Annotated in this window: 22 protein-coding genes; 14 read left to right on the top strand and 8 right to left on the bottom strand. The window is 44.5% G+C overall.

Annotated elements, in window-relative coordinates; all coding sequences use genetic code 11:
- Positions 1-2336, top strand: a 2336-nt coding sequence (locus N7974_RS13865; protein ID WP_262966195.1) for a beta strand repeat-containing protein, incomplete at its 5' end; no start/stop codon positions are given.
- Between the two features lie 1578 nt (positions 2337-3914).
- Here the strand turns inward: N7974_RS13865 and N7974_RS13860 are convergent.
- Positions 3915-4904: a zinc-dependent alcohol dehydrogenase family protein gene (locus tag N7974_RS13860; RefSeq protein WP_262966194.1), complete on the bottom strand. Its 990-nt coding sequence runs from the start codon at positions 4902-4904 to the stop codon at positions 3915-3917.
- Between the two features lie 146 nt (positions 4905-5050).
- On the opposite strand from N7974_RS13860, the gene N7974_RS13855 reads away from it, so the two are divergent.
- On the top strand, positions 5051-5581 hold the full coding sequence (locus tag N7974_RS13855) for a hypothetical protein (protein WP_262966193.1): 531 nt from the start codon (positions 5051-5053) through the stop codon (positions 5579-5581).
- Positions 5582-5690: 109 nt separating this feature from the next.
- Positions 5691-6689, top strand: a complete 999-nt coding sequence (locus N7974_RS13850) for a DUF2156 domain-containing protein (RefSeq protein WP_262966192.1) — start codon at positions 5691-5693, stop codon at positions 6687-6689.
- Between the two features lie 486 nt (positions 6690-7175).
- Here N7974_RS13850 and N7974_RS13845 read toward each other — a convergent pair whose 3' ends face one another.
- Together N7974_RS13845 and hslO are read right to left on the bottom strand one after the other, a co-directional pair.
- Positions 7176-8003, bottom strand: coding sequence for an AlbA family DNA-binding domain-containing protein (locus N7974_RS13845; RefSeq protein ID WP_262966191.1), 828 nt, complete (start codon positions 8001-8003; stop codon positions 7176-7178).
- Between the two features lie 11 nt (positions 8004-8014).
- Positions 8015-8884, bottom strand: a complete 870-nt coding sequence (gene hslO / locus N7974_RS13840) for an Hsp33 family molecular chaperone HslO (RefSeq protein WP_262966190.1) — start codon at positions 8882-8884, stop codon at positions 8015-8017.
- A 98-nt stretch (positions 8885-8982) separates the two neighbouring features.
- Here hslO and msrA point away from each other — a divergent pair, with 98 nt between their 5' ends.
- The 8 genes from msrA to N7974_RS13800 all read left to right on the top strand — a co-directional run bounded on the left by msrA (position 8983) and on the right by N7974_RS13800 (position 17204).
- Entirely contained in the window at positions 8983-9615 is a 633-nt protein-coding gene (gene msrA / locus N7974_RS13835) for a peptide-methionine (S)-S-oxide reductase MsrA (RefSeq protein ID WP_262966189.1), read from the top strand.
- A 280-nt stretch (positions 9616-9895) separates the two neighbouring features.
- Positions 9896-11278, top strand: a complete 1383-nt coding sequence (locus N7974_RS13830; RefSeq protein WP_262966188.1) for an ATP-binding protein — start codon at positions 9896-9898, stop codon at positions 11276-11278.
- Positions 11256-11804, top strand: a complete 549-nt coding sequence (locus tag N7974_RS13825; RefSeq protein WP_243216875.1) for a response regulator transcription factor — start codon at positions 11256-11258, stop codon at positions 11802-11804. The genes N7974_RS13830 and N7974_RS13825 overlap by 23 nt, the downstream gene beginning before the upstream one ends.
- A 71-nt stretch (positions 11805-11875) precedes the next feature.
- Complete coding sequence (locus N7974_RS13820) at positions 11876-12517, top strand: uracil-DNA glycosylase (RefSeq protein WP_262966187.1); 642 nt, start codon at positions 11876-11878, stop codon at positions 12515-12517.
- Positions 12518-12643: 126 nt separating this feature from the next.
- A complete protein-coding gene (pgaB, locus tag N7974_RS13815) occupies positions 12644-14584 on the top strand; it encodes a poly-beta-1,6-N-acetyl-D-glucosamine N-deacetylase PgaB (protein WP_262966186.1) in 1941 nt (646 codons plus the stop codon).
- A 12-nt stretch (positions 14585-14596) separates the two neighbouring features.
- Positions 14597-15925 carry a poly-beta-1,6-N-acetyl-D-glucosamine synthase gene (pgaC, locus tag N7974_RS13810; protein ID WP_262966185.1) on the top strand — a complete coding sequence of 443 codons (1329 nt, stop codon included), beginning with the start codon at positions 14597-14599 and terminating at the stop codon, positions 15923-15925.
- Positions 15922-16368, top strand: a complete 447-nt coding sequence (gene pgaD / locus N7974_RS13805; protein ID WP_262966184.1) for a poly-beta-1,6-N-acetyl-D-glucosamine biosynthesis protein PgaD — start codon at positions 15922-15924, stop codon at positions 16366-16368. The genes pgaC and pgaD overlap by 4 nt, the downstream gene beginning before the upstream one ends.
- A gap of 17 nt (positions 16369-16385) precedes the next feature.
- Positions 16386-17204: a response regulator gene (locus N7974_RS13800; protein WP_262966183.1), complete on the top strand. Its 819-nt coding sequence runs from the start codon at positions 16386-16388 to the stop codon at positions 17202-17204.
- On the opposite strand, the gene N7974_RS13795 is transcribed toward N7974_RS13800, so the two are convergent.
- Entirely contained in the window at positions 17201-18121 is a 921-nt protein-coding gene (locus tag N7974_RS13795) for a diguanylate cyclase (RefSeq protein WP_262966182.1), read from the bottom strand. The two genes, N7974_RS13800 and N7974_RS13795, sit on opposite strands and share 4 nt — an antisense overlap.
- Before the next feature lie 518 nt (positions 18122-18639).
- On the opposite strand from N7974_RS13795, the gene N7974_RS13790 reads away from it, so the two are divergent.
- The 3 genes from N7974_RS13790 to N7974_RS13780 all read left to right on the top strand — a co-directional run bounded on the left by N7974_RS13790 (position 18640) and on the right by N7974_RS13780 (position 20067).
- Entirely contained in the window at positions 18640-19095 is a 456-nt protein-coding gene (locus N7974_RS13790) for a pilin (protein WP_262966181.1), read from the top strand.
- A gap of 232 nt (positions 19096-19327) precedes the next feature.
- The gene (locus tag N7974_RS13785; protein ID WP_262966180.1) at positions 19328-19609 is read left to right on the top strand and encodes a hypothetical protein; all 282 of its coding nucleotides are present in this window, start codon (positions 19328-19330) and stop codon (positions 19607-19609) included.
- Between the two features lie 272 nt (positions 19610-19881).
- Entirely contained in the window at positions 19882-20067 is a 186-nt protein-coding gene (locus tag N7974_RS13780) for a hypothetical protein (protein WP_262966179.1), read from the top strand.
- A 78-nt stretch (positions 20068-20145) separates the two neighbouring features.
- Here the strand turns inward: N7974_RS13780 and N7974_RS13775 are convergent, their stop codons facing one another.
- From N7974_RS13775 to N7974_RS13760, 4 genes are read right to left on the bottom strand one after another with little or no spacing between them, the layout of a single operon-like run.
- Entirely contained in the window at positions 20146-21282 is a 1137-nt protein-coding gene (locus N7974_RS13775) for a type IV pilus assembly protein FimV (protein ID WP_262966178.1), read from the bottom strand.
- Between the two features lie 32 nt (positions 21283-21314).
- On the bottom strand, positions 21315-22346 hold the full coding sequence (gene motD, locus N7974_RS13770) for a flagellar motor protein MotD (protein WP_262966177.1): 1032 nt from the start codon (positions 22344-22346) through the stop codon (positions 21315-21317).
- A 1-nt stretch (position 22347) separates the two neighbouring features.
- Positions 22348-23097: a flagellar motor protein gene (locus tag N7974_RS13765; RefSeq protein ID WP_262966176.1), complete on the bottom strand. Its 750-nt coding sequence runs from the start codon at positions 23095-23097 to the stop codon at positions 22348-22350.
- Complete coding sequence (locus N7974_RS13760; RefSeq protein WP_262966175.1) at positions 23079-23810, bottom strand: RNA polymerase sigma factor FliA; 732 nt, start codon at positions 23808-23810, stop codon at positions 23079-23081. The genes N7974_RS13765 and N7974_RS13760 overlap by 19 nt, the downstream gene beginning before the upstream one ends.
- Positions 23811-23812 lie beyond the last annotated feature (2 nt).

Raw genomic sequence — 23812 nt, 5'->3', positions numbered from 1 at the left:
GCAACAAAACCGTTACCTTAACCAGCAATTACAGCGGGGCTGATGCAGGTAACTACAACATTACCGATCAAGCGAACAGCACCGCTGGGGTCAGCGCCAAGGCCCTGACGGTCAGCGGCATCAGCGCAGCCAATAAAGTCTATGACGGAAATCGTGATGCCACCATCAACAGCAGCGCTGCCGGCTTTGACGGCATGGTTGCCGGTGATGTTCTGAGCGTTACTGCCACGGGTTTGTTTGATACCAAAAATGTCGGCAGCAACAAAACCGTTACCTTAACCAGCAATTACAGCGGGGTTGATGCAGGCAACTACAACATCACCGATCAAGTGAACAGCACCGCTGGGGTCAGCGCCAAGGCCCTGACGGTCAGCGGCATCAGCGCCGCCAATAAAGTCTATGACGGAAATCGTGATGCCACCATCAACAGCAGCGCTGCCGGCTTTGACGGCATGGTTGCCGGTGATGTTCTGAGCGTTACTGCCACAGGTTTGTTCGATACCAAACATGTCGGCAGCAACAAAACCGTTACCTTAACCAGCAATTACAGCGGGGCTGATGCAGGCAACTACAACATCACCGATCAAGCGAGCAGCACCGCTGGGGTCAGCGCCAAGGCCCTGACGGTCAGCGGGATCAGCGCCGCCAATAAAGTCTATGACGGAAATCGTGATGCCACGATCAACAGCAGCGCTGCCGGCTTTGACGGCATGGTTGCCGGTGATGTTCTGAGCGTTACTGCCACGGGTTTGTTTGATACCAAAAATGTCGGCAGCAACAAAACTGTTACCTTAATCGGTAGCTACGGCGGGGCTGATGTAGGCAACTACAACATCACCCAAGCGAACACCACCGCCGATGTCAGCGCCAAGGCCCTGACGGTCAGCGGGATCAGCGCCGCCAATAAAGTCTATGACGGCACTAGTGTCGCCACGATCAACAGCAGCGTTGCCGGCTTTGACGGCATGGTTGCCGATGATGTTCTGAGCGTTACTGCCACGGGTTTGTTCGATACCAAAAATGTCGGCAACAACAAAACCGTTACCTTAACCAGCAATTACAGCGGGGCTGATGCAGGCAACTACAACATCACCGATCAAGTGAACAGCACCGCTGGGGTCAGCGCCAAGGCCCTGACGGTTAGCGGGATCAGTGCCGCCAATAAAGTCTATGACGGAAATCGTGATGCCACGATCAACAGCAGCGCTGCCGGCTTTGACGGCATGGTTGTCGGTGATGTTCTGAGCGTTACTGCCACAGGTTTGTTCGATACCAAAAATGTCGGCAGCAACAAAACCGTTATCTTAACCAGCAATTACAGCGGGGCTGATGCAGGCAACTACAACATCACCGATCAAGCGAGCAGCACCGCTGGGGTCAGCGCCAAGGCCCTGACGGTCAGCGGGATCAGCGCAGCCAATAAAGTCTATGACGGAAATCGTGATGCCACGATCAACAGCAGCGCTGCCGGCTTTGACGGCATGGTTGCCGGTGATGTTCTGAGCGTTACTGCCACAGGTTTGTTCGATACCAAAAATGTCGGTAGCAACAAAACCGTTATCTTAACCAGCAATTACAGCGGGGCTGATGTAGGTAACTACAACATCACCGACCAAGCGAACACCACAGCCAATGTGACCCCCGAAGACCTGGCTATCAGCGGCATAAGCGCAGCCAACAACGCCATTATTTCTTTGACCGTTACCAATAATAATTCAGGCAGTAAGAATAATCTGTCGGTTGGTAATCCCAGCTCTGTTTCACAAGGACTTAACCAATCAGTTGTTCCTGTGACCTTTGATTCTGGTACCAGTAATACCGGTAACGGTGCATTGCTAAGCTTTGCGAATTCGTTAATGAGCGTGGAGTTAGCGGTTTCTGGGGATATGGCTATATTGATGACAGGTGATCATTCGCAACAAATTGGCGGCCAAGCCGGATTGGCTATTTCTTCCGCTAACGCGATACCAATCCCGATGTTAAGCCTGAGCAATGGCAAGTTTTCTGTTGTCAACACTTTGTTGCTTTCTAAACAGGGCCAATGGATGGGAGCTACGCTGTCAAACAATGTAAAAACCCAGGCTCCAAGCCAGGATGGCTCTTCCCTACGCACTACCTCGGCTGACTATCATTCTGCCGATGGTCATAATGAAAAGATAAGCATAAGCATCGGAGCTGATGGTGTGCTAATCATCGAGCTGCCAGCAAAGATGGAAACTAATTTTGATGATCGGCATGTGGCATTACTCAGCATCGCGGTTGCCAAACAAAATCTGGGGATCAAAGGTGATGATATTCAAGGGATATTGATCAAAAATACAGGAGCACCTATTTAACCTGAATTCGGGATAATGAATCTTAACAATGGCAATAATTCCTCTCTTTGTAAATTGAGCGCCTGCTTTTTGTTTTGGTAAGAGTTAGCGGCTAAACAGGCGACAATATTGAACATATAATTTGTCAGGGGAACGATGTCCAAGAGATTTTCGGTTTTAATGTTTATGCTTTCCTCATATTCATTAAGAAAAAAAATATATAAATAATGCAAAATTACACAATTTTGGACATTATTTTCCCTTGTTTAAGTCAAGGCTTCGGACAGTTTACGCCGAGACAGCTTAGTTACAGAGATTTGTAAAGTCTGGGCTGGATTTTATGGCAATAAAGTCCAGCCTCAAGTGGCAATAAAACCTGTCCAACAAATGCGCATTGAATTTACGGGTTTTCCAACTAGCGATGGAAATGACGTTGCGGCCTGATCAATGGTTCAGTTGCGAAGAATTATGAGTCGAACAGCTGATTGTTTTTTGTTAGGCATTAAAATCGTCACTCATTCCCATACTAAAAAGGTAGGGGAGGCTATTAATAAATTACTTTTTTATCATTGGCACTGTGATTATTCCGGGATATTTATAGAAAGCATTGTTAGTGCCATCAATGATGCAGGATATTAGGCGATATCCAAGAATGAATATACCCAAGTGGCGCAGGATTTTTGTTTGTTTTCAAGGCGGAAAAATAGGCGCGTAGCTAGCTACGTAACTATTTTGACAACGCAGTTAATGAATAAAAAGACTAGCGACTTGGGTATATTCTTCGTAGGAAATCGCCTTAAGCATAAATCCACTAATATTATATCCATAGCTAGAAATTTCCCCTCAAATTCCGGCTCTACTTTTCTTGTGCCTTATGTGGTGACATTTTCACAATTTATATCCATTATATTACCGTCTCGGTGTATTGAAATCGGTGTGTCTGCTGGCGCTTTCCATTTGCCCTCTTCATTTTTAAGTGTGCATATATACTCCGCGCGGTCACGGATGCGGAAAATAGAAACACATTAACCCTTTGTAATATATGGTGTTAAGCACATTTAAGAATCCGCAATAGTGACCGCGCGGAGTATAGTATCGGAATTAGTTGTGACTCCAACAGGTGATACCGTTATGGATTGATACGCGGTATTTGCTTGAGTTGCGCAGTCGGTTAACAGAAATGTTTCCAATAGAAGTTTTTTCATATCTGTATCTTCTTTTTATGATTTATTAGTTCCTAATGCACCCGGGTGATTACCCAGGTGTTGGAATATCTATTACGCGATAATTGATTAGCTATTTATTTTATTGTTAAGGTGATTTCTGGGAAAGAACTTACCCATTAGACGGATCTAATCGCTTGCCTGATTTGAAAATGCCTGCTTTTAATGTGTAAAACCTTCTTCGGAAATCACCTGATTAAATGTCTATTATTGTGCTATTGCTTGAATTAGAGCAGAAGTAAGATTAAAGAAGTGTCAAGAAATTATGATGCAAAAGGTTTTCCCTTGCTTCTCCATCATAGTTGCCAACAAAATCAGCGTTACTAAATAAGCCAGATTTACATCTTATTCGAAGCGTTCTTAAATTAATGTGGATTTAAACTTCTAAAATAATCTTGCCAATATGCTGGTTGGATTGCATGTAGCGATGCGCTTCCACCACTTGTTCCAGCTTGAAAATCTTTGCTATTGAAGGTTTTAGCTTGCCGTCAGTGAGTCCTTTAATAATGAATTGCTTTGCACGTGCGAAGCGTTCCGGGTCTGTGCTTACTTCAAATAAGGTATAACCGCGTATCGTTAGTTGTTTGGCAAGTATCGTGAACAGCGGCAATGGAGTCGGTTCGCTACTGAGCGCGCCATATTGAAAAATAATGCCGCGTTGCGCAGTCGCTTCTGCCAACTTGTTAATCGTCGGCCCGCCCACCGGATCAAATATGACCCGTGCGCAGTGGCTGTTGGTAATACGGTTGACTTCAGCCACCAGATCTTGCTCTTCGGTGGCAATCACATACTTGGCGCCAGCCTTGAGTAAAGCCTCACGCTTGCTACTGTAACGTGTCAGCGCTACCGGAATGGCACCGATCATATTTGCTATTTGTATCGCAGCAACTCCCACGCTACTTGATGCCGCTGAAATCAGTACATATTCGCCGGCTTTGGTGTCGGCAATATCAACCAATGCACCATAAGCGGTCATATATTGCATCCAGATTGCCGCGGCTTCCGGCCAGGATAAATGCACAGGATGTTTTACTACCGCAGTCGCAGGTACATTTACCAAGTCCCCATACACACCGTACTCATTCTGTGAAAAGGCCGGTACGGTGCTTACTGCATCACCCAATTTAAATTCGCTAACGCCCTCACCGACTGAAACCACAATTCCGGCAGCTTCATAGCCCAGTCGTGCCGGTAGTTGCGGCGTTTCAAGATACTGGCCACTACGAAACATGACTTCTGCGCGATTAATACCGATAGCTTTTACCTTAATCTGTACCTCGCCTGCACCAGGAGCAGTAACCTGTTCATCGCTGATTTGCAAGACTTCCGGCCCACCTACTTTATGAAAACGAACAACACGCGACATAGCATTTCTCCTGATATTATTTATAATTAATTTCGTCCGCTCAACACGATTTTACCTATGGTACTGTCAGTTTCAAGTTTAATATCCCAAATTTGACATTTTTTTGTATGAGGATATATAAAGGTTTTATCCTGCAGGATACTATTATGATACAAGACAATGGCTATTTAACAGCCCCGTTCGATAATGCCGTATCTGCCATACTTAAAGGTATAGATCGTGATGTGGAGCGGGGCGAAGATGTATTAATGTTGGGTCTGGGTCTGGTTATGCTATCGTCCACTTTTGCACCGATAGCTCCGCCAACTGTGCTACTGCCCTTGGTGGCCTTTATTTTTGCAGCTTCTGCAGGATATGCGCGGAAGAATTATCATCGCATGGAGCAAAAACTTTCAGCGTCAATGGTAGTCCTTGAAACCCATGAAATAGACAAGCTGGGAGCTATAGCGACTGTATTTGCACAATACCCCATGCCTGGTCTGGTTGAGTCTTTTAACCCTTGCAAGAATCTGAAACGAGCAGGAAAAAGTGCGTTGGGCGGATTATTGATTAATCCTTTGTGGATGCCCATTTTTTATGTGATGGGCATGCAAATCCAGGAAGAAGCTAATTTGGGCATTTTGAACAAGGCTATAGTTGAAGCAGAACAAAGAGAGTTTGATTGTAACTTGCTTTAGCTGTTAGTGTTTATCTCTAGCCTGAGGTGGAAAAAAGTATTAGACTGAATGTATAGGGATTTCTCTAAAACGATCTTGTTCATACTGCATTTAAAAGCTGAGTCTCCCGATGACTGAGATAATTAATACCCCGATTTCTTCTGCTGTGGAACTGGTTCGACGTTACGGCGGCCCCGTGTCACACGCGGCACTAAATTCATCGCTTAGCATTTTTCGTACTCCCGGAATTGATGGACTGATCGGCTTTCAGGTCGTGCAACGGTGCGCTGTCGTCCAGGGCGATCCAATCTGCGCTCCCGAGCATAAAACCTCATTGGCCGATGCTTTTGCCACCTATTGTGCCAAAAATGGCTGGACCTTCCTCTACTCATCTGTCACGGCGGATATGCAAACCTATGCCAAAGAGCGCCGTTATACCACGATGGAATTCGCGGATTTGTTGATAGCCAATCCCCAAGACAATCCCGAGTCAGACCACAGGAGTCACCACCTGCGCCAACATCTTAACAACGCCCGTCGAACCGGAGTAGTGGTTCACGAGTACTTGGGAGAGACAAACCCTGATGTCCGACTGGAAGCTCGGATGGAAGTGGCTTGCAAACAATGGCTAGCTGCCCGCCATGGGCTGCAGATGTATCTTGGCTATCCACGCCTGTTTGATGACAGGTCGGGGCGGCGCTGGTTTATCGCTGAACTGGATGGCAGCGTCGTTGGTATCTTATCAATGCTAAACGTGAGTTGCTTCGAGTGCCATAATCTAATAAACATCGTATTCTCCTCTCCCGCCGCACCGTTTTATACTAATGAGCTACTGGTAGTCACTGCCCTACATGCATTGCGCGAAGAGGGTTTAGATTCGGTTTGCCTTGGTGTGGGACCATTGAGTGTACTTGGGCAAATCGATGGCTGCGATGGGGTTACCGAGTTATTGTCGCGCAGTCTCTACCGCTTGGCGACCAAGATGCTAAACCTGCATGGTAGGTCTGAATATTGGGATAAATTCCATATAACACGCAGGGAACCGTTGTACCTTTTATTTCAGTCACCGCGCATCGGTTTACGCGAGCTTATTGCCTTGTTTCGAGCCTTGCATTTTTCCGTGACTTGATAACCCGCAGAAACGCGTATCACGCCTTTAATAATAGTTGTTTTTGTCTGAAGGCTATCCGAGAACAGAAAATCGATAGCGGAAAAGCTATTTTTGCCACATTTTCTGCTCATTTTTGTTTAATTTACCTCAAATGATGAAAAAATGTGACTAACATAGCTCCACCTTGCTACAGATCCTATTCTCGGGCAGTCTTGGTACTTTTATGGCTGAGGTGAAATGTCAACAGAACCTGGAAGACACAATAGAGCAATGCTTTATGTCTGAATAGAGAGCGTCGATTATCAGTCCACCGATGGTAAGGAATCGGATAGGTAGGCTTCTACCTTATATAGATTTTCAGAAATTAAATTTCCACTACACAATCCGTGTAACTTACACGGATAACATCCCTTGAAGGGATGGTATCCGATAGCATCGAAATTATTTATCTGAAAATCTATAGTTGTAACAACACCGTTGGATGGCAATAGCTTACTTTATTGGCTATTGAGTCCTCTTCCATCGGGATTGTGAAAATTCCAGTGCCTCCTGAATGTTTAAGTCGCGGGTTCCACCTCCCGTTCTTACATATAGCTTTAGTGTGTTGCCCTGATTTAAAAATACAGGTCTGTCTGAGGGCGAAACAATCAATCGACATATGGCATTAGCCTCGATGACATGAAACAAAATATTAATATGGGTACATAAGTCGGTGCCAAGGTTAGCGGCGATTGCCGTCATGATGGTTTGTTCAAAGCCATCCTGGTTCTGCTTTTTTAGGGTTTTGAAATCGTTTTCCAGGCCAATAATTTGGCCATCATCAGCTACTCCAATGAGCAATGTTCCACCTTCATGACTATTAAGAAACCCGGCCAAGGACTTGAGTACTACGCCTTCCAGTTGCCGATTTGTTCGGGATTGCTCCATGTCCCAACGAAAAGTTGACTTAAATTCCAATAAAGGTCCTTCACCTTGCTTAATGATTAACGGGATATCTTTATGCAGTTCTATTTTTAATAGCTCAATTCGCCGTAAGCGCGCATGCAAAAAACTGTATATGCTGATGGTCAATAAACCCAGCATTGCGCCAATTTCTGCATAAAACAGCATCAGATCATTTTGAAAAACATTGCCATTTAACAGCTCTTTAAACTGTCCCGACATATAATCGATTGAAGAGGTGGTATTATCGGTATGTACTTTGGAATCGATATAGTCATAACTGGGTGCCAATACCACAACGCCAATAATGGCACCTATCAGAGCGGCAACAAAATAGAGCTTTAGTTGTTCTTTCCAAAGGGACAGCATTAATAGAAAAAATCGTTTCATATTATCAGTAATTAATGGCGTGTTTCAGAAGAATTAGGCAGGCTTTCCGCAGACAACAAGGTTTCTACATCAACCCGATCGAAAAGGTATTGCTCACCACAAAATTCACAACCGACTTTAATGGAATCTTGTTCGGTTAAGATGTCTTGCAGCTCTTCTTCGCCCAAAGCGCGTAAGGTTCTCTCAATTCTTGGACGGGAGCAGACGCACTGAAATTTAACCGGTTCAGCATCAAATAGTCTGACTTCTTCGGCATTAAATAATTTGTACAGGATATCTTCGCAGTCCAATTCGAGTAATTCCTGTTCTGTGACTGTATTTGCCAGTATTTCAATGCGCTCCCAATCATCCTGCTCGCTATCTTGCGAAGGTAATTCCTGTATTAATAAGCCTACCGCGTGGGTTTCATTGGCAAATAACCACAGGCGGGTTTTAAGTTGCTCGGATTGTTCAAAATAAATCTGTAAGGCTTCGGCCAAATTACTGCCTTCCAGCGGCACGACACCCTGATAAGGTTGGGCATTATCGGGTTCAATTGTTAACACCAGGCGTCCCTGCCCAAACATGGTTTCCAATGAGCCATCAGGAACATGATCATTACTGCGAATTAAACCGCGTATTTTTTGATCATTGGTCGACTGTGCAACCAGCGTTTTAAAGTCCCCATCACCTTGTGCCTGAAGTATCATTGAGCCTTTAAATTTAACTGTTGCCGACAACATAACAACGGCGGCCAACGCTTGTCCTAACTGCAGTTGGGCATTTTCAGGTCCTTGTTGATACTGTTTGGCTCCTTGCCAACTCGTTGTTAATTTGACCCATTCGCCTCTGACGCCTAACTCTTCAAATATAAAACGGCGTAATAAATCTTGCTCTATCATGATTTTCTCGTTGAAAGTCTGTGCTTTGTTATAATCAAAAATTCCAGTAAGATAAAATGTAACTCTTCCTGATTTATCTTACCAAAATACCATAAGCCATGATTTTTTCATCAAAAAAGCTTACTTTGCCCGAACTCTCTCAAGCATTACCTGGCAGAGATACGCCAATACACATCATTAATAAACATTTTGTAACGGGCAATCCCATTGCCCCGCCTTTTCCTGAAAACCTCCAGCAGGCACTGTTTGGCATGGGTTGCTTTTGGGGGGTTGAGCGAAAATTTTGGCAATTCCCCGGCGTTTTTAGTACGGCAGTTGGCTATAGTGGTGGTTATACGCCCAATCCGACTTATGAGGAAGTATGCACCGGACTGACCGGACATAACGAAGTAGTGAAGGTTATTTATGATCCGGCATTAACGTCTTATGATCAATTGCTTCGCCTGTTCTGGATATCACATAATCCAACCCAAGGCATGAGCCAGGGTAATGATAGAGGGACGCAATACCGCTCCGGAATTTATACTGACGGTCAGGAACAGTTGGATAAAGCGCTTGAATCAAAAGAGCACTACCAACATTGCCTTACCCTGGCAGGTTTTAATGAAATAACCACAGAAATTATGCCGGTTGGTATTTTTTATTATGCCGAGGATTATCATCAGCAATATCTGGCCAAAGAACCTATGGGTTACTGTGGGCTAGGTGGTTTGGGCATTAATTTCGATTAGGGGCTGACAGCGCAGGCAATGCCTCACTGCCTTAAGTTAAGAAATAAGGAATCAAAAAACATGTTTTTTGACTCCCCATCATATAGTGACTGCTGGAGTACAAACCTAGGTTTGTACTCCATGTAAAAGCTATTTCAGCGCTTAATTTAATGGTAGTGAGGCAATGCCTTGAACGATGTCATTTGTTGCCGCAGGCGGCGCGTAAAGGTATCTGATAAAATCCTGTTCCTTTATGGCTTACACCTCTTTTCCTTGAAATTTCTTAACGACGCTACCAAAAATGCTCACACACATATCACCAAAATCACAGATTTCTGATCGACAAAACCTCAAATGGCTGTTTATTCTCAGAAACCTGATGATGCTCAGTGAGATAATACTCATTGTTTTATCTGTCTATGGTCTGCATATTAATTTACCGGAGCAACAGCTCTGGCTGGTAGTCATATCAACGGGTGCAGTTAATCTTTATACGTCAATGCGTTTACAGACGGATGTTCCGGTTACCGAGCTGGAAATTTTTTCGCAAATATCCATTGATGTTTTTGCTATTGCCGTATTGTTGTATCTGACAGGAGGTGCTTCAAATCCAATTACATGGGTATTTTTGTTACCCCTTATTATTACCGCTATCATGTTGCCTCAGGATTATGCCTGGTATATGGTAATTTTAACGACCTCGCTGTATACGATGTTAATTGCTTTTAATATTCCTCTACCGTCTATAGAGCCGCATATGCCTGATCCGCAGATGCAGATTTCAGATATGGAGAGTTACCGAATGCTGCAAAATGCGCATGTCATGCATGATAAAAGTTATTTTAGTCTGCACATGTTTGGCATGTGGTTTGGTTTTGTCTTTAGCGCCGGTTTAGTCGCATTTTTTGTTGTTGAGCTGGCCAGAACCTTGCGAGATCAGGAACGTAGCCTGGCTGAAGCCAGAGAAAATGCCTTAAGGGATGAGCGGGTTGTCGCCTTGGGTACACTGGCCGCGAGTGCCGCCCATGACATGGGGACGCCGTTGGGTACTATTATGATCGTCGCTCACGAGTTGGAACAGGAGTATCCAAGCCATCGTTATCCGGATTTACACGAAAAAATGTTGATTATGCAACAACAGATTAATCGTTGTAAGGAAGCGTTATCGGTCATGTCGGCATCGGCAGGTGAAATGCGTGCCGAATCTGGTGGAGTGATATTATTGACTGATTATATTGATGATGTCATTAATCAGTGGCGTACCCACAAGCCGGGAGCAAAATTAAATTTTTTTATTGATCCCAATGTTGCCAAAGACGCTAAAATCATTGCTGAACGTACGTTGACGCATTCGCTGATTAATGTTTTAAATAATGCCGCCGAGGCATCACCTATTGAATTGGGGATAGAATTTCATGCAACGTGGAATTTAGATTATATGACGCTTAAAATTCGGGACTTTGGCCCCGGCTTTCCTTCAGAGATCGTTGAATTTGTCGGTAAACAACCGGTAGTCAGCAAAAAACGTGGATTAGGTGTAGGATTGTTTCTCACTTATTCCACGATCAATCGCTTAGGCGGTAAAATTAACCTTTATAATAGTGATTCAGGTGGTGCCTGTGTGGAAATCACTCTTGCCCTTTTAAATACAGAGACTAATAATGACAATCCTGGAAATGGATAAACCCCGACTGTTACTTGTCGATGACGATGAAACATTTTGTAGCGTATTAAAATCGGCACTGGAAAAAAGAAATTATGAAGTACTGGTTGCTACCAATGTAACAGAGGGAATGCTGCTGGCCGAGCACAATTTACCTGAGTATGCCGTGATTGATTTGCGTATCGGTTATGAATCGGGCCTGGAACTGGTAAAAAAACTAATTTCTTTGGATGATAATACGCAAATTGTTATGCTGACCGGTTTTGCGAGTATTGCCACAGCCGTTGAGGCTATAAAACTTGGTGCCATACATTATTTAACCAAGCCTGCTAATGCGGATGAAATTGTCAGTGCGCTTAATAAAAATGAAGGCGACTCATCGGTATTGATTAGTGAAAATCCTTTATCAATAAAGCGTTTGGAATGGGAGCATTTGCAGAAAGTCTTGATGCAACATGACGGTAATATTTCAGCCGCCGCCAGAGCACTCAACATGCACAGACGCACCTTGCAAAGAAAACTGGATAAGAAACCAGTCAGAGAATAAGCTGGGTTGCGTTAACCGAACTAACACAGCTTACCTTTCACCTTGAACCTTTCGCCTTTTACCTTAACCACATGTATTCAAAAGAAATATTCGATCAGGATTGCCGGCAGTGTAAACGGCTGGATGATTTTTTGTGTCAGGTAAAACAAAAATATCCTGATTATCATGCGCGGCCGGTAGCGCCTTTTGGCGATCAAGAGGCCACTTTACTGATTGTTGGGTTGGCTCCCGGAATGCATGGGGCCAACGCTACCGGGCGGCCATTTACCAAAGATTATGCGGGCTTGCTGCTTTATGAAGCGCTTTATGAGTTTGGCTATAGTAATCAAATACTGTCTGAGTCCTTGGCAGACGGCCTTGAACTTAAGCGTTGTCGTATTACCAACGCAGTTAAATGTTTGCCTCCGCAAAATAAACCAACAGGCGGCGAAATTAATCAATGTAATCAATTTTTGGCAGCCGAGTTAAAAACCCTGCCGCAACAGGCAGTAATATTGGCTTTGGGTACGGTTGCTCATCAAGCGGTATTAAAAGCCTGTAACTTAAAGTTGAGTAGTGCGGCCTTTGCCCATAATGCACAACACAGCTTGCCGGGTGGACGTACCTTGATTGATTCTTATCATACCAGTCGTTATAACGTACAAACCAAACGCCTTACCAAAGCCATGTTTGCTGATGTTTTTCGTAGTATTGAGCTGTTATTGCCTGCTTGATAAAATCTACAGTCCATTTTTCGGGTACAATTTGTTTTTATCCATCTGGCATTATTCAAGCTGGCTTATACGTTTTTCAGTTAAAATGTGCGCAATATCGTTGGTAGGTTTTGCAATTTGGATGACATGACTTTTTTTACCCCTGTTACTGCAGTTAATTATTTTAAAAAACTAAGTTATTTGATTTTCCTGATTGGTCTTTTTGGCACTGTATCAGCCAAAGAGCATCAGTTTCTGGTTCTTAATTATCATGATATTGTTGGAGCGGAAGGCGCCAAGCCGCCTTTTAACGCGATGGATGTCAGTATTGATCATTTTGAAGAGCATCTGGCGTGGTTGAAAAAAAACAGCTACCAGATTATCAGCATACAAAATATTCTTGATGCAGCAGCAGGCAAGGTTGAGTTACCTGTTAAAGGTGCGCTGCTGACCTTTGACGATGGCTACCAGAGTTTTTATACTCACATTTTTCCACTTTTAAAAAAATACCATTATTCAGCGACAGTTGCCTTGGTGGGAACCTGGATGGATGGTAACGTCACCGCCAACGATCCGGGTAAACCATTACTCACTTGGGAACAGGTAAGGGAGCTGGTGCAGTCCGGTCTGGTAGAAATTGCCTCACATAGTTATGACCTGCATAAAGGCGTGCTGGGTAATCCACAAGGCAATAATCAGGCAGCGGCCGTTACCCGAATCTATGACGATCCGATGCTGGTTTACGAAACTGACGAAGAATATCATTTACGTATTAATGCCGCTTTGTTGAAAAGCGCCGAGTTTATTTTTCAACATGCCGGAGTAAGGCCCCGGGTTATGGTTTGGCCGTATGGGGAATATAATCAAATGGCCGTGCAAGCCGCGCGTGAAGCCGGAATGCCAATTACCATGCGACTGATGGATGGCTTTAACACGCTGGCAGACATCAGTGCCGTGCGGCGTTTGATTATGGTAGATAATCCTGATGTTAAACAATTTGCAGAAATTGTTACCGGCTTGCGTGCTGACAGATCTTTACGGGTCGCGCATCTGGATATGGATTATCTTTACGATAAAGACCCTGAGCAACTTGAGCGTAATCTGGATATTGCGATACAGCGCATTAAAGACATGCACATCAATACGGTTTATTTACAGGCGTATGCTGATCCTGATGGCGATGGTAATGCCGAGGCGTTATATTTTCCTAATCGACATTTACCGGTAACGCAGGATTTGTTTAATCGGGTTGCCTGGCAATTAAAAACAGTTGCCAGAGTGAAGGTTTATGCCTGGATGCCGATTATGGCCTACAAGGGCGAAGCGCCGGAATCCTGGTATATTCAGGAATGGCGAGACGGCAAGGCACAAAAATCCAGCCATATTTATACCCGGCTATCACCGTTTAACCCGGAAGCCCGTCAGTATGTGGCTGAAATTTACGAAGATTTGGCCAAATATTGTAATTTTGATGGCATCTTGTTTCATGATGACGGGATTTTATCTGATTACGAAGATGTATCGCCATTAGCCTTACGTTTTACCAAAGAGGTTTGGGGGCTATCAGATCAATTTGGGCAGTTGCATGCGACCAGCGCGATGCGTATGGCTTGGGCGCAACATAAAACCGATTTAATCAACCAGTTTACCGATGAGTTGGCGAGTCGAGTACGTATTTATCGACCGGATATTAAGACGGCGCGTAATTTTTATGCACTGCCTTTATTAAAACCCTACAGTGAAGAATGGTACGCGCAGTCCTATCAGTCCTTTTTAACGCATTATGATTATGTGGCCATTGAAGCCATGCCGTTTATGGAAGAGGCCGAAAAGCCCTTGCAGTGGCTCACACAATTGGTAAAAGCGGCGGCTAAATACCCGGAAGGTCTTAAAAAAACCGTATTTGAGCTGCAAGCAGTCAACTGGAAAACCCAGGAAAAAATCCCCATGCCGGTATTTATTGAGCAGCTGGAATTATTGAAAAAAACAGGTGTAAAGCACATTGGCTATTATCCTGACAATGTTTTTACCGATCAGCCGCGCTTGGCAGATTTACAACAACATTTTTCGCTGCATGCCCGGCCATAGTCACAATAAACCATGAATATTTCATTGCAGAACATTTTTGCCATACTCCAAAGCCAATGGCATTATTTTGTGCTGGCATGGCAACCGCTAAATGGTCTTACCGAAGGATTTATTTATTACTACCCTTTGTTTATGGCTTATATCTGGATGTTTGGCGCGATTATTTTTTATTTCCGCTATGAATGGCATGAGCAGGCTGATAGCGAACATTTGCCTGAGTTAACTGATTATCCTCCCGTTTCTATTTTGGTACCCTGCTATAACGAAGGGGAAAATGTTCGTGAAACTATCGAAATTTTGCTACGGCAGAAATATCCGGCGTTTGAAATTATTGCCATTAATGACGGCAGTAAAGATAACACGCTGGCGATATTGCAAGAGTTGGCCTTGCAACACGCCCAGCTTCGGGTGATCAATTTGGCTACCAACCAGGGTAAGGCCATGGGCTTGCGTACGGCGGCATTATTGGCCAACAGCGAAATTTTGATTTGTATTGATGGCGATGCGTTATTGGCACCCGAAGCCATTGCCTGGATGGTGCGACATTTTCTTGATAATCCCAATGTTGGTGCTGTCACGGGTAATCCACGCATACGCAATCGCTCAACGTTATTGGGCCGTATTCAGGTCGGCGAGTTCTCTGCCATTGTTGGCATGATCAAGCGGGCGCAACGGTCTTACGGTAAAGTATTTACCGTGTCGGGGGTTATAGCGGCATTTCGTAAATCCGCCTTGTACGATGTGGGTTTTTGGAGTAACGATATGATCACGGAAGATATCGACATTAGCTGGAAATTACAGTTGGCTGGCTGGTCTATTTATTTTGAAGCCAACGCCTTATGCTGGGTATTGATGCCGGAAACCCTGGAAGGCTTGTGGAAGCAACGAGTGCGCTGGGCCCAGGGTGGAACGGAAGTATTGCTGCGTTATTTTCACGCCTTGTTTCGCTGGTCATCGCGTGGCATGTGGTTATTGTATGGTGAATGCTTAATCAGCATCATCTGGGCATTTTTGATACTGGTACATCTGCTTTACATACCGGTAGAGTTAGTGACTGAATCAACCAGGCAATCGTTACATGATTTAAGCCCTAGCTGGACCAGTATGTTGCTTAGTCTGACCTGTTTGATACAGTTTGGCGTCAGTCTGTTTATAGATTCACATTACGAATCCAAAACCGGTGGTGTCGCACGCTACTATTACTGGATGGTCTGGTATCCCCTTGTTTACTGGTTGATCAATGTCGGGACCACGATTGTTGGCTCGATCAGGGCGATAAAAAAGAAGCGTGGGCAGCGGGCAATATGGGTTACCGTCGATAGAGGCTTGCGTCATAAATGAAAGACTATATTATTAATGCGCCGCAGTTACAAAGCTTGCAAAAACGGGTCGGTGCTTTATTTACCTGGGCTATTTGTTGGGTGATGTGGATTTACTTGTTGGTTCCCTTGGTTACTTTATGTAGTTGGGTGCTGGGGGATAAACAGATGATCAATGAAATGCGCTGGTTTGGCGGTTATAAAAGTCTGCTGGAACTCATGGAAATTTACGTCGTAACTTTGCTGATTATGCTGGCGCTTTGGCTGATCTGGATTTTTTATCGACGTTTACGGAGCAGGGCGCTATTGCCCTCAGTGCATAAAATAGTTAGTGACACCGAGCTGTGTGCGTTTTATCAAGTCAAGGTCGATGAATTGCAACAATGTCGAAATGTGTCGATGATTAGCGTTTATTTTGATGATCACGGGCACATTGTGCAGCTTGATCCTCATATAAACCGGTAGTGGTAAAGGAGAAAATTTTGCTTTTGTTTACAGATTTATCATCGGAAGATTTGGCATTGCCAAGCGCTCACCTGTTATTGGTAGAAGATAGTTCGATTAACCAACTGATGATCAAGACTATGTTGCATAAAGGCGGCCATAGTGTCGACATCGCTGATTGTGGTGCTGCTGCTATTAAAGCGGTATCAGCTACCCGTTACGATTTGATTTTTATGGACGTATCCATGCCTGACATGACGGGTATGGAAGCTACACGATGTATTCGTCAGTTGGGTGGTGCGGCGGCTACTGTGCCGATTATCGCCATAACGGCTCATGCTTTTGAAGACTATAATGCAACGTGCCTCGCGGCGGGGATGAACGGTTTTGTCACCAAGCCGGTTGGTAAAAAAGACTTGTTGGCTTTGGTAGCGCAATGGTGCGGTCGCGTAGCGCCAGGTGTAACTGTTGAATCAAATATAACTGTCGAGTCGGTTGCCCGTAGTGTCGAGCTGTTGGATGAAGCGGTGTTGCAGCAATTTATCGATGATTACAGTATGGTTGGTGCCCCTCAGCTGTTACAGTTGTCCATGGCTGAGTTGCTAAAGCGCCGCGACGCTATAAAGCGTGCTGTAGATAAGCGGGATTTAACCGCGTTGGGCTTTGAAGCCCATACTTTAAAAAGCGGTGTGGCATTGTTGGGTGCCTGGCCTTTACATGCGTTAGCCGTGGATATGGAGGCATCCAGTCATGGTAACGAGTTGGCAGCGGCATTGGTACTGGCAGAACAATTATTGCCTTGTCTTGAGGCAACAGTAGCGGCGCTGGTATTGCGAATTAACAAGGAAGCTGATTAAGACATCTGTTGATCAACAATGAGGCGATTACGTCCCTCATGTTTAGCCTGGTAAAGTGCAACATCAGCATGTTGCAGCAAGTTTTGCCAGGTTTTGTGCTGATCCAGATTTAGCGTAGCCAGTCCCAGACTGACAGTGACATGGTTTGCAACCGGGGAGTCGGCGTGGGCAATGCCCAAGTCACGGATACTGAACAGTATCTGCTCGGCCAGGTTGATGGCTTGTTCCCGAGGGACTTCCGGTAACAGGCAAACAAATTCCTCGCCACCCAAGCGGGCGACCATATCGCTGGCTCTACGTATGTTGCTGACGAAGCTGTCGGCAATCGCTTTTAAGCAATCGTCTCCGGCAGCATGTCCATAATAGTCATTGTAACGTTTGAAGTGATCGACATCGACCATAATAAGGCTGAGTGGTTTATCATAACGTAAGGCCCGATTCCATTCATTTTGTACGACCGTTTCAAAATGACGTCGATTGGGGATGCCGGTTAACATATCGGTGTCTGCCGTTAGTGCCAAGCTGTCACGATGTGCTTTAAGCTGTAACTGGGCTGCCACACGCGCACGAATAATGTTGGGTTGTATCGGCTTGGTAATATAATCTACCGCGCCTACAGAAAAGCCCTGGGTTTCATGTTCTTCATTATTTAGATCAGTAACGAAAATAACGGGAATATGTTGGGTATCGGTTTGCTGTTTGAGTTGCCGACAGATCTCGTAACCATCCATTCCTGGCAGTCGAATACTCAGCAGGATTAAATCCGGTTGCACGCTAACAGCAATAGTTAGTGCTTGCACACTGTTTGTAGCAGTAAACAAGCGGTATTCAGCCAAGGCGGAGACCAACGTATCCATATCCCAAGTTGAATCGTCGACGATTAGCAGGCTGGGTTGTATTTTAAAGCTTTCGATCATCAACGGGTCTACTCAGGAAAAGCGATAATGTAAAAGTGTATTAAATAATATGGGCATTACAATACTTGTTTTCGGCGATTGTGTTTCTTTTAGAGTATAGATGAGAGTCATCAATATGGCAGGGATTTTTTAAGCAGTATTTTATGATGGCCGCAATTTTTGATGAGCTTAATTATTTTAGCGGCATTTTTTAAGTAAAAAATAATATTTTCAGATGGACGCAATTAAATAGAATGTGCTATAAATCCAGTTTTATTTTTCTTAAAGATATTGATTTGTTTTAATAACTGTACTATGAGGCTTGTGAAATAATTTTCCTTATTGAAACCTTAAGGATTGATTTTCTCCTGAGCCTTACGTCTATGTTCAGGAGAGTTTTTTAAAAAGGATATTCATGGAAATTATAGTGTAGCTGTTCCCAAGCCAAACTTTACCTGGAATGATAATTTGCCGAAAGCTCGGCAACACTTTTACCTTTATCCAAGGTGTGATTTTTTTAACTTAAAGAGGATTTACTCATGAATACATTACCTGTAAAAAAACTACAACAAGGTTTTACCTTGATCGAATTAATGATAGTGGTCGCGATCATTGGTATCTTGGCGGCGGTGGCGATTCCGGCGTATCAGGATTATCTAAAGAATGCAAAATTCACGGAAGTAGTTCAATCGACTCAAGCACTTAAAACCGCGGTTGAAGTGTGCGCACAGGATCAAGGCGTTGTTACTAACTGTACGGCAGGTTCAAACGGTATTCCGGCAGATATTACTGTATCAGGTTCGGCTGGGAAATATGTTGGTTCTATTGCAACTTTAGCAGGTGTAATTACTGCAACAGCCGTGGGCGCTTCTGGTGCTCCCGTTCTAGGTTTATCGGGTGAAACCATTATTCTAACGCCAACATATACCCCAGCTACTGGCATTAAATGGGCGGTTACTGGAACTTGTATAACCGCAAGAATTTGCAAGTCTTAAAAACGTGAATCAATCGGGTCAGCGAACGCGGGACGGGGGTTGTAACCCCGTTCCAAACGTTTGATGTTTACCGTTATTCAAAAAGTTTCGTTAGGCATGGTTAGCCATTTAGTTCAGGCAGGTTAAAAACGTAAGGGACGGGGTTATAAACCCCGTCCCGCCGAGAGTCGTTCGAATATGTTTTGCTGACTATGATAAACTTAACTTAATAATTAATCTGATGGAGCATTTTATGGCAACAATTACCTTTGATACCTTAAGGTTTGCCAATAAATTAAAATCTGCCGGAGTGCTTCCTGAGCATGCAGAAGCTGAGGCTGAAGCATTGGCTGATATATTTGAAGTTAACCTTAAGGAAATTGCGACCAAAGACGATATTAAGCATCTTGAAGAGCGACTCTGCGAACGTTTTGATGGTAAATTTATCCAACTTGAACAGCGCATGACTATTAAATTGGGTACATTAATGGTGATAGCCGTTAGTGCTGTTGCTGCTTTGATTAAATTATTGTAGGCGGTATAGAGTGAGCCTTGCTTTTGTGCCCACGCCAATAATGCAGCACTACTGGTATCGAACGCGGGACGCGGTTTGTAACCCCGTTCCAAACGTTTGATATTTACCGTTATCCAAAAAGTTTCGTTAGGCATGGTTAGCCGTTTAGTTCAGGCAGGGTAAAAATGTAAGGGGACCAGAATCTCCGATTGATCATCGGGAGAAAGGTGAGGAAGTCGTGCTCGCCAATCTTTATGTGGTACGCGCAGGTCATCACGTGGTACGCCGATACCATGACGTGGTACGCTGATAATGCACTGCTGGTATTAAAAAGCTCAACAAAAACCATCCAATCCTGTACGGGGTTGGATGGTTTTTTGTGCCTGCATTTTGGCGTGTTGGTTGACAAAAAAGCGTTGCCCGCTCTACAAACCTATCGTCTTAAGTCATCCTGTTCGGATAATCAAGCATCGATATGAGCTTATTTAACTGTTTTCGTGTCTTTCGTGCTTTTCGTGGACCGACAGCTTTTGTGTCACTACGTGAACAATCGCAGCTTAGCGTTTGTACTTTTTGGCGACAGGCGGTTCGGAAAAATCAAAATCATATTCCAATTCGTCATCAAGAGTTTCTTGTGCAAGTCGCTGATTTAGATCTTGCTGTTTTTGCTCTGAAACAGCGGGTTTATGGGTTGTCAATAAGGGTGAGTCGGGAATAAGCACTTTAACCATATCGGCAATATTGTTCCAAAACGGATGCTCCTTAAGTTTGCCGGCATCGTCGAGTTCATTGATGTAGTTTGCAAATTGGCTTTTATTGCCACTGGTGTAATAGGTTTTTAAGAGTTTAAGTTTATATTCATCGCGGATGGGTTGCTGTTGCATAGCCCGACGAAGCAATTCTTCGGCTTTTTGGTAGTATCCATGAGAGATATAAATATCGACTTCGGTTAGCAGATTAACCGCGTTTTGATTGGCGTTTAAGATGTTTAGCTCAGCCAGAAACTCAAGTGTTGCCTCTGCTTTTATGACGGGAGTGAGTGTTGCATCAACAGGTTCTGATGGCGAAGAACTTTTGGCTGTCTCCGTATAAAAACTTTCCTTAGGCTCCTTGTTACGCCATTTCTGCCAGCCTAATAGACTGATAATTCCTATGATAAAGGCAATGGCAGGAAGAGCGTAGGACTCTAAAACAGTTGCCAAAGGAGCTGTTGTTGGCTCGGCAACTTTCTCGGCATTTTGCTGCACACTTTGCACATTTTGTAGCGTGTTTATTTGTTGCTCCAGTTGCTTGAGATGTGCTTCCATTTCCACAGCCTTGTTGCTGGCAGCTTTATCTTCGGTAATGATGGCTGGATCTGCAGTTACCGTGGTATTTTGTTGAGGCACTTCCTTTTCGGTGCTCCGTTTTGCTACGATGCTACGCTTGGGTGTGCGAGGTTTTGGGTTAACTATCGCGTTATTTTCAACGGGTTCAGTGATGCCGGATGTTGCCGGGTTTGGTGTTTTACCAGCATTTTGTTGTTGCGTATTCGTTAAATTATCTTTGGCACCTCCCTGTAACTGGATGCCATTAGCCGATTTTTGGTCAAGCGCTGAACGAGTTTGAATATCACTACTTTCCAGTGACCATGCCTTGGTTGATACCAGTAGTGCTATCAGCGCCAAGGTTTTTATAAAAAGTTTACTGTGCATTTAATGATTTTTCTATTTTTGATAATGTCATTTTATCTATTGTCGGGCATTGTAGAAATGTTGGGATATTCGCCTTCATAAGGGGGTAGTACCAGGGTATTTAAATCATCGCTGATTAAATCAGAGGGTAGGTTTTTTGAGGCGGTATCCATTGGCATGGATACCGGCGTATCAATGGCGGCATCGCCAGACTCGGCATCGTTAAGAATCATCAGTTGTACCCGTCGATTACGCAATCTGCCATCGGCGCTGTCATTCGATGTTATCGGTCGGTTGGCGGCATAACCGATAGCCGCTAATCGTTGACTTTGGATACCCATACCAATCAAAAGCCGCACGACACTGCCGGCGCGTGCCGATGATAACTCCCAGTTTGATGGATATTGCTGCGTGTTAATGGGAAGATCGTCCGTGTGGCCTTCCACATGAATGAGGTAAGGCTGGTTGGTAAGAACGTCGGCAATGGACTGCAGTGTTAGCATCGATTTTGAATCTGAATTAAAAACAGCATCGGCCGGAGCGAATAAAATACTGGCATTGATCTCTACACTGATACCACGGCTGGACTCAGTGATTCGTACTTTGTCCTGATTGATTAGCGAAGCAAGACGTAGCTCCAATTGATTGGCAACGTCTTTCATTTTTACTTTTTCTTGGCGTAGCTCGGTCTGATGTTTTATCTCATCGGTTGTCATGGGCGGGTTTTCGATAACCGGCTCGATCAACGCTGTTGGATCGGGTATCAGCATAAGCATTGGCACAGGAGCGGGCATTGCAACTGTTAATGGCAGCAGGACGACTTTGTCTGGATCAGGATTATCCAGCATGATATCAGCTGGTTTAAAAGCCATTGGCTGAAGGGTAGTGGCAGGGGGTTGATCAGGCTCTCTGTTGGCTAATGCTTGACTCAGTGATGAAGACAATTGTTTAAATTTTATACCCTGCGTTGATGACATGGCGTACATCACCACAAAAAGGGCAAATAGCAGCGTGATGAAATCAGCATAGGATACCAGCCAGCGGTCGTTTTGCTCCGGTTCTTCATGGTAGGGTTTACGTGCCATCTTAGTGCCCTTGATGCCAATAACTGCTCATGCGTTCCTGAATCAAATGGGGATGTTCACCTTGTTTGATACACAAGAAAGCATCAGCCAGCATTTCACGCTTAAGAATTTCAAGCTGAAGATGCCCTTTAAGCTTATTGGCGATGGGTATAAAAACCAGATTGGCAAGTCCAACACCATAAAGGGTCGATACAAAAGCTACGGCGATGCCTTTGCCAAGCATTAGCGGATCAGACAGATTTTCCATGACATGGATGAGACCCAGTACCGCACCCAAAATACCAATAGTTGGAGAATAGCCGCCAGCGGCATCCCAAACTTTAATGGCATGGCGTTGCTCACGTTCATAACTGGTAATATCAATATCCAAGATGTCACGAATTTTTTGCTCGTCAATGCCATCCACGACAAGACGTAGACCTTTGGCTATAAAAGGATCTGGATGGGCGCTGATGTGGCCATCAAGTTTCAAAAAACCTTCAATCCGGGCAGTAGTGCTCCAGGAATGAATGGTACTGGTTAAGGCCGGATAAAAATCAGCTTGCGGCACAAAAGCGCTACGTAGCATGCGCACACCACGAACCAGATTGCCCAGTCCGTTCTGTAGTAATACTGCGCCAAAGGTTCCACCTACGACGATTACTAGCGGAGCTGGCTGAATCAGCGAGCCTATTTGGCCGCCTTCGACCCACTGACCCAAAATAATTGCTATCAGGCCAAGGATTAATCCGGCTAAGCTTCCCCAATCCATTTTTGCCCCCTGAGAATATCCCGTATACGAGCGACGGCCTGGCTATGCAATTGCGACACCCGAGATTCAGTGACTCCCATTACCGCCCCGATTTCCTTAAGATTAAGCTCTTGCTCATAATAGAGGCCCATTAATAGTTTTTCCCGTTCGGGGAGCCCTTCAATACATTGGGCCAAGGCATCCTGTAAGCCATGGTCAATAAGATCCTGTAAGGAATCTGCTGACGATTCTTTATGAAAATGATCCAGAAAATGCTCGCCGTCATCTTCATTGGTAAAGTCCTCGAAATAAAATAGTTGATGTCCGATACCGTTAGCCAGCATTTTCTGATACTCAGCCAAAGAGACATTGAGTTTATTGGCAATTTCATTTTCAGTGGGGGTGCGTCCTATTTTTTGTTGTACTTCGGTTATCGCCGTTTCAATTTTCCGCATAGACTGACGGACACTGCGTGGCGTCCAATCCATGGATCTTAACTCATCGACCATGGCACCGCGTATACGTAGGGTTGCATAGGTCTCAAATTGTGCTTGTCGGGTATTTTCATAACGGCCCATCGCATCGAGGAGGCCGATTATGCCTGCCTGAATTAAATCGTCTACGTCAATATTGGCAGGCAATTTGGCTTTGAGTTGATATGCCAATTTTTTAACCAACAGAATATGCTCATCAAGAATCGGTTCCTTGGCTGCATGGCCTTTCGCATCGTACATAA

This window comes from Methylobacter psychrophilus (assembly GCF_025583945.1).
Classification (GTDB): domain Bacteria; phylum Pseudomonadota; class Gammaproteobacteria; order Methylococcales; family Methylomonadaceae; genus Methylobacter_C; species Methylobacter_C psychrophilus.
The sequence above is the reverse complement of the archived record's forward strand: the minus strand, read 5'-3'. Positions and strand labels throughout refer to the sequence as shown.

Coding starts and splice junctions, on each gene's coding strand:
- N7974_RS13860 (WP_262966194.1), bottom strand. CDS start 4,904: ATGTCGCGTGTTGTTCGTTTTCATAAAGTAGGTGGGCCGGAAGTCTTG.
- N7974_RS13855 (WP_262966193.1), top strand. CDS start 5,051: ATGATACAAGACAATGGCTATTTAACAGCCCCGTTCGATAATGCCGTA.
- N7974_RS13850 (WP_262966192.1), top strand. CDS start 5,691: ATGACTGAGATAATTAATACCCCGATTTCTTCTGCTGTGGAACTGGTT.
- N7974_RS13845 (WP_262966191.1), bottom strand. CDS start 8,003: ATGAAACGATTTTTTCTATTAATGCTGTCCCTTTGGAAAGAACAACTA.
- hslO (WP_262966190.1), bottom strand. CDS start 8,884: ATGATAGAGCAAGATTTATTACGCCGTTTTATATTTGAAGAGTTAGGC.
- msrA (WP_262966189.1), top strand. CDS start 8,983: ATGATTTTTTCATCAAAAAAGCTTACTTTGCCCGAACTCTCTCAAGCA.
- N7974_RS13830 (WP_262966188.1), top strand. CDS start 9,896: ATGCTCACACACATATCACCAAAATCACAGATTTCTGATCGACAAAAC.
- N7974_RS13825 (WP_243216875.1), top strand. CDS start 11,256: ATGACAATCCTGGAAATGGATAAACCCCGACTGTTACTTGTCGATGAC.
- N7974_RS13820 (WP_262966187.1), top strand. CDS start 11,876: ATGTATTCAAAAGAAATATTCGATCAGGATTGCCGGCAGTGTAAACGG.
- pgaB (WP_262966186.1), top strand. CDS start 12,644: ATGACTTTTTTTACCCCTGTTACTGCAGTTAATTATTTTAAAAAACTA.
- pgaC (WP_262966185.1), top strand. CDS start 14,597: ATGAATATTTCATTGCAGAACATTTTTGCCATACTCCAAAGCCAATGG.
- pgaD (WP_262966184.1), top strand. CDS start 15,922: ATGAAAGACTATATTATTAATGCGCCGCAGTTACAAAGCTTGCAAAAA.
- N7974_RS13795 (WP_262966182.1), bottom strand. CDS start 18,121: ATGATCGAAAGCTTTAAAATACAACCCAGCCTGCTAATCGTCGACGAT.
- N7974_RS13790 (WP_262966181.1), top strand. CDS start 18,640: ATGAATACATTACCTGTAAAAAAACTACAACAAGGTTTTACCTTGATC.
- N7974_RS13785 (WP_262966180.1), top strand. CDS start 19,328: ATGGCAACAATTACCTTTGATACCTTAAGGTTTGCCAATAAATTAAAA.
- N7974_RS13780 (WP_262966179.1), top strand. CDS start 19,882: ATGACGTGGTACGCTGATAATGCACTGCTGGTATTAAAAAGCTCAACA.
- N7974_RS13775 (WP_262966178.1), bottom strand. CDS start 21,282: ATGCACAGTAAACTTTTTATAAAAACCTTGGCGCTGATAGCACTACTG.
- motD (WP_262966177.1), bottom strand. CDS start 22,346: ATGGCACGTAAACCCTACCATGAAGAACCGGAGCAAAACGACCGCTGG.
- N7974_RS13765 (WP_262966176.1), bottom strand. CDS start 23,097: ATGGATTGGGGAAGCTTAGCCGGATTAATCCTTGGCCTGATAGCAATT.
- N7974_RS13760 (WP_262966175.1), bottom strand. CDS start 23,810: ATGTACGATGCGAAAGGCCATGCAGCCAAGGAACCGATTCTTGATGAG.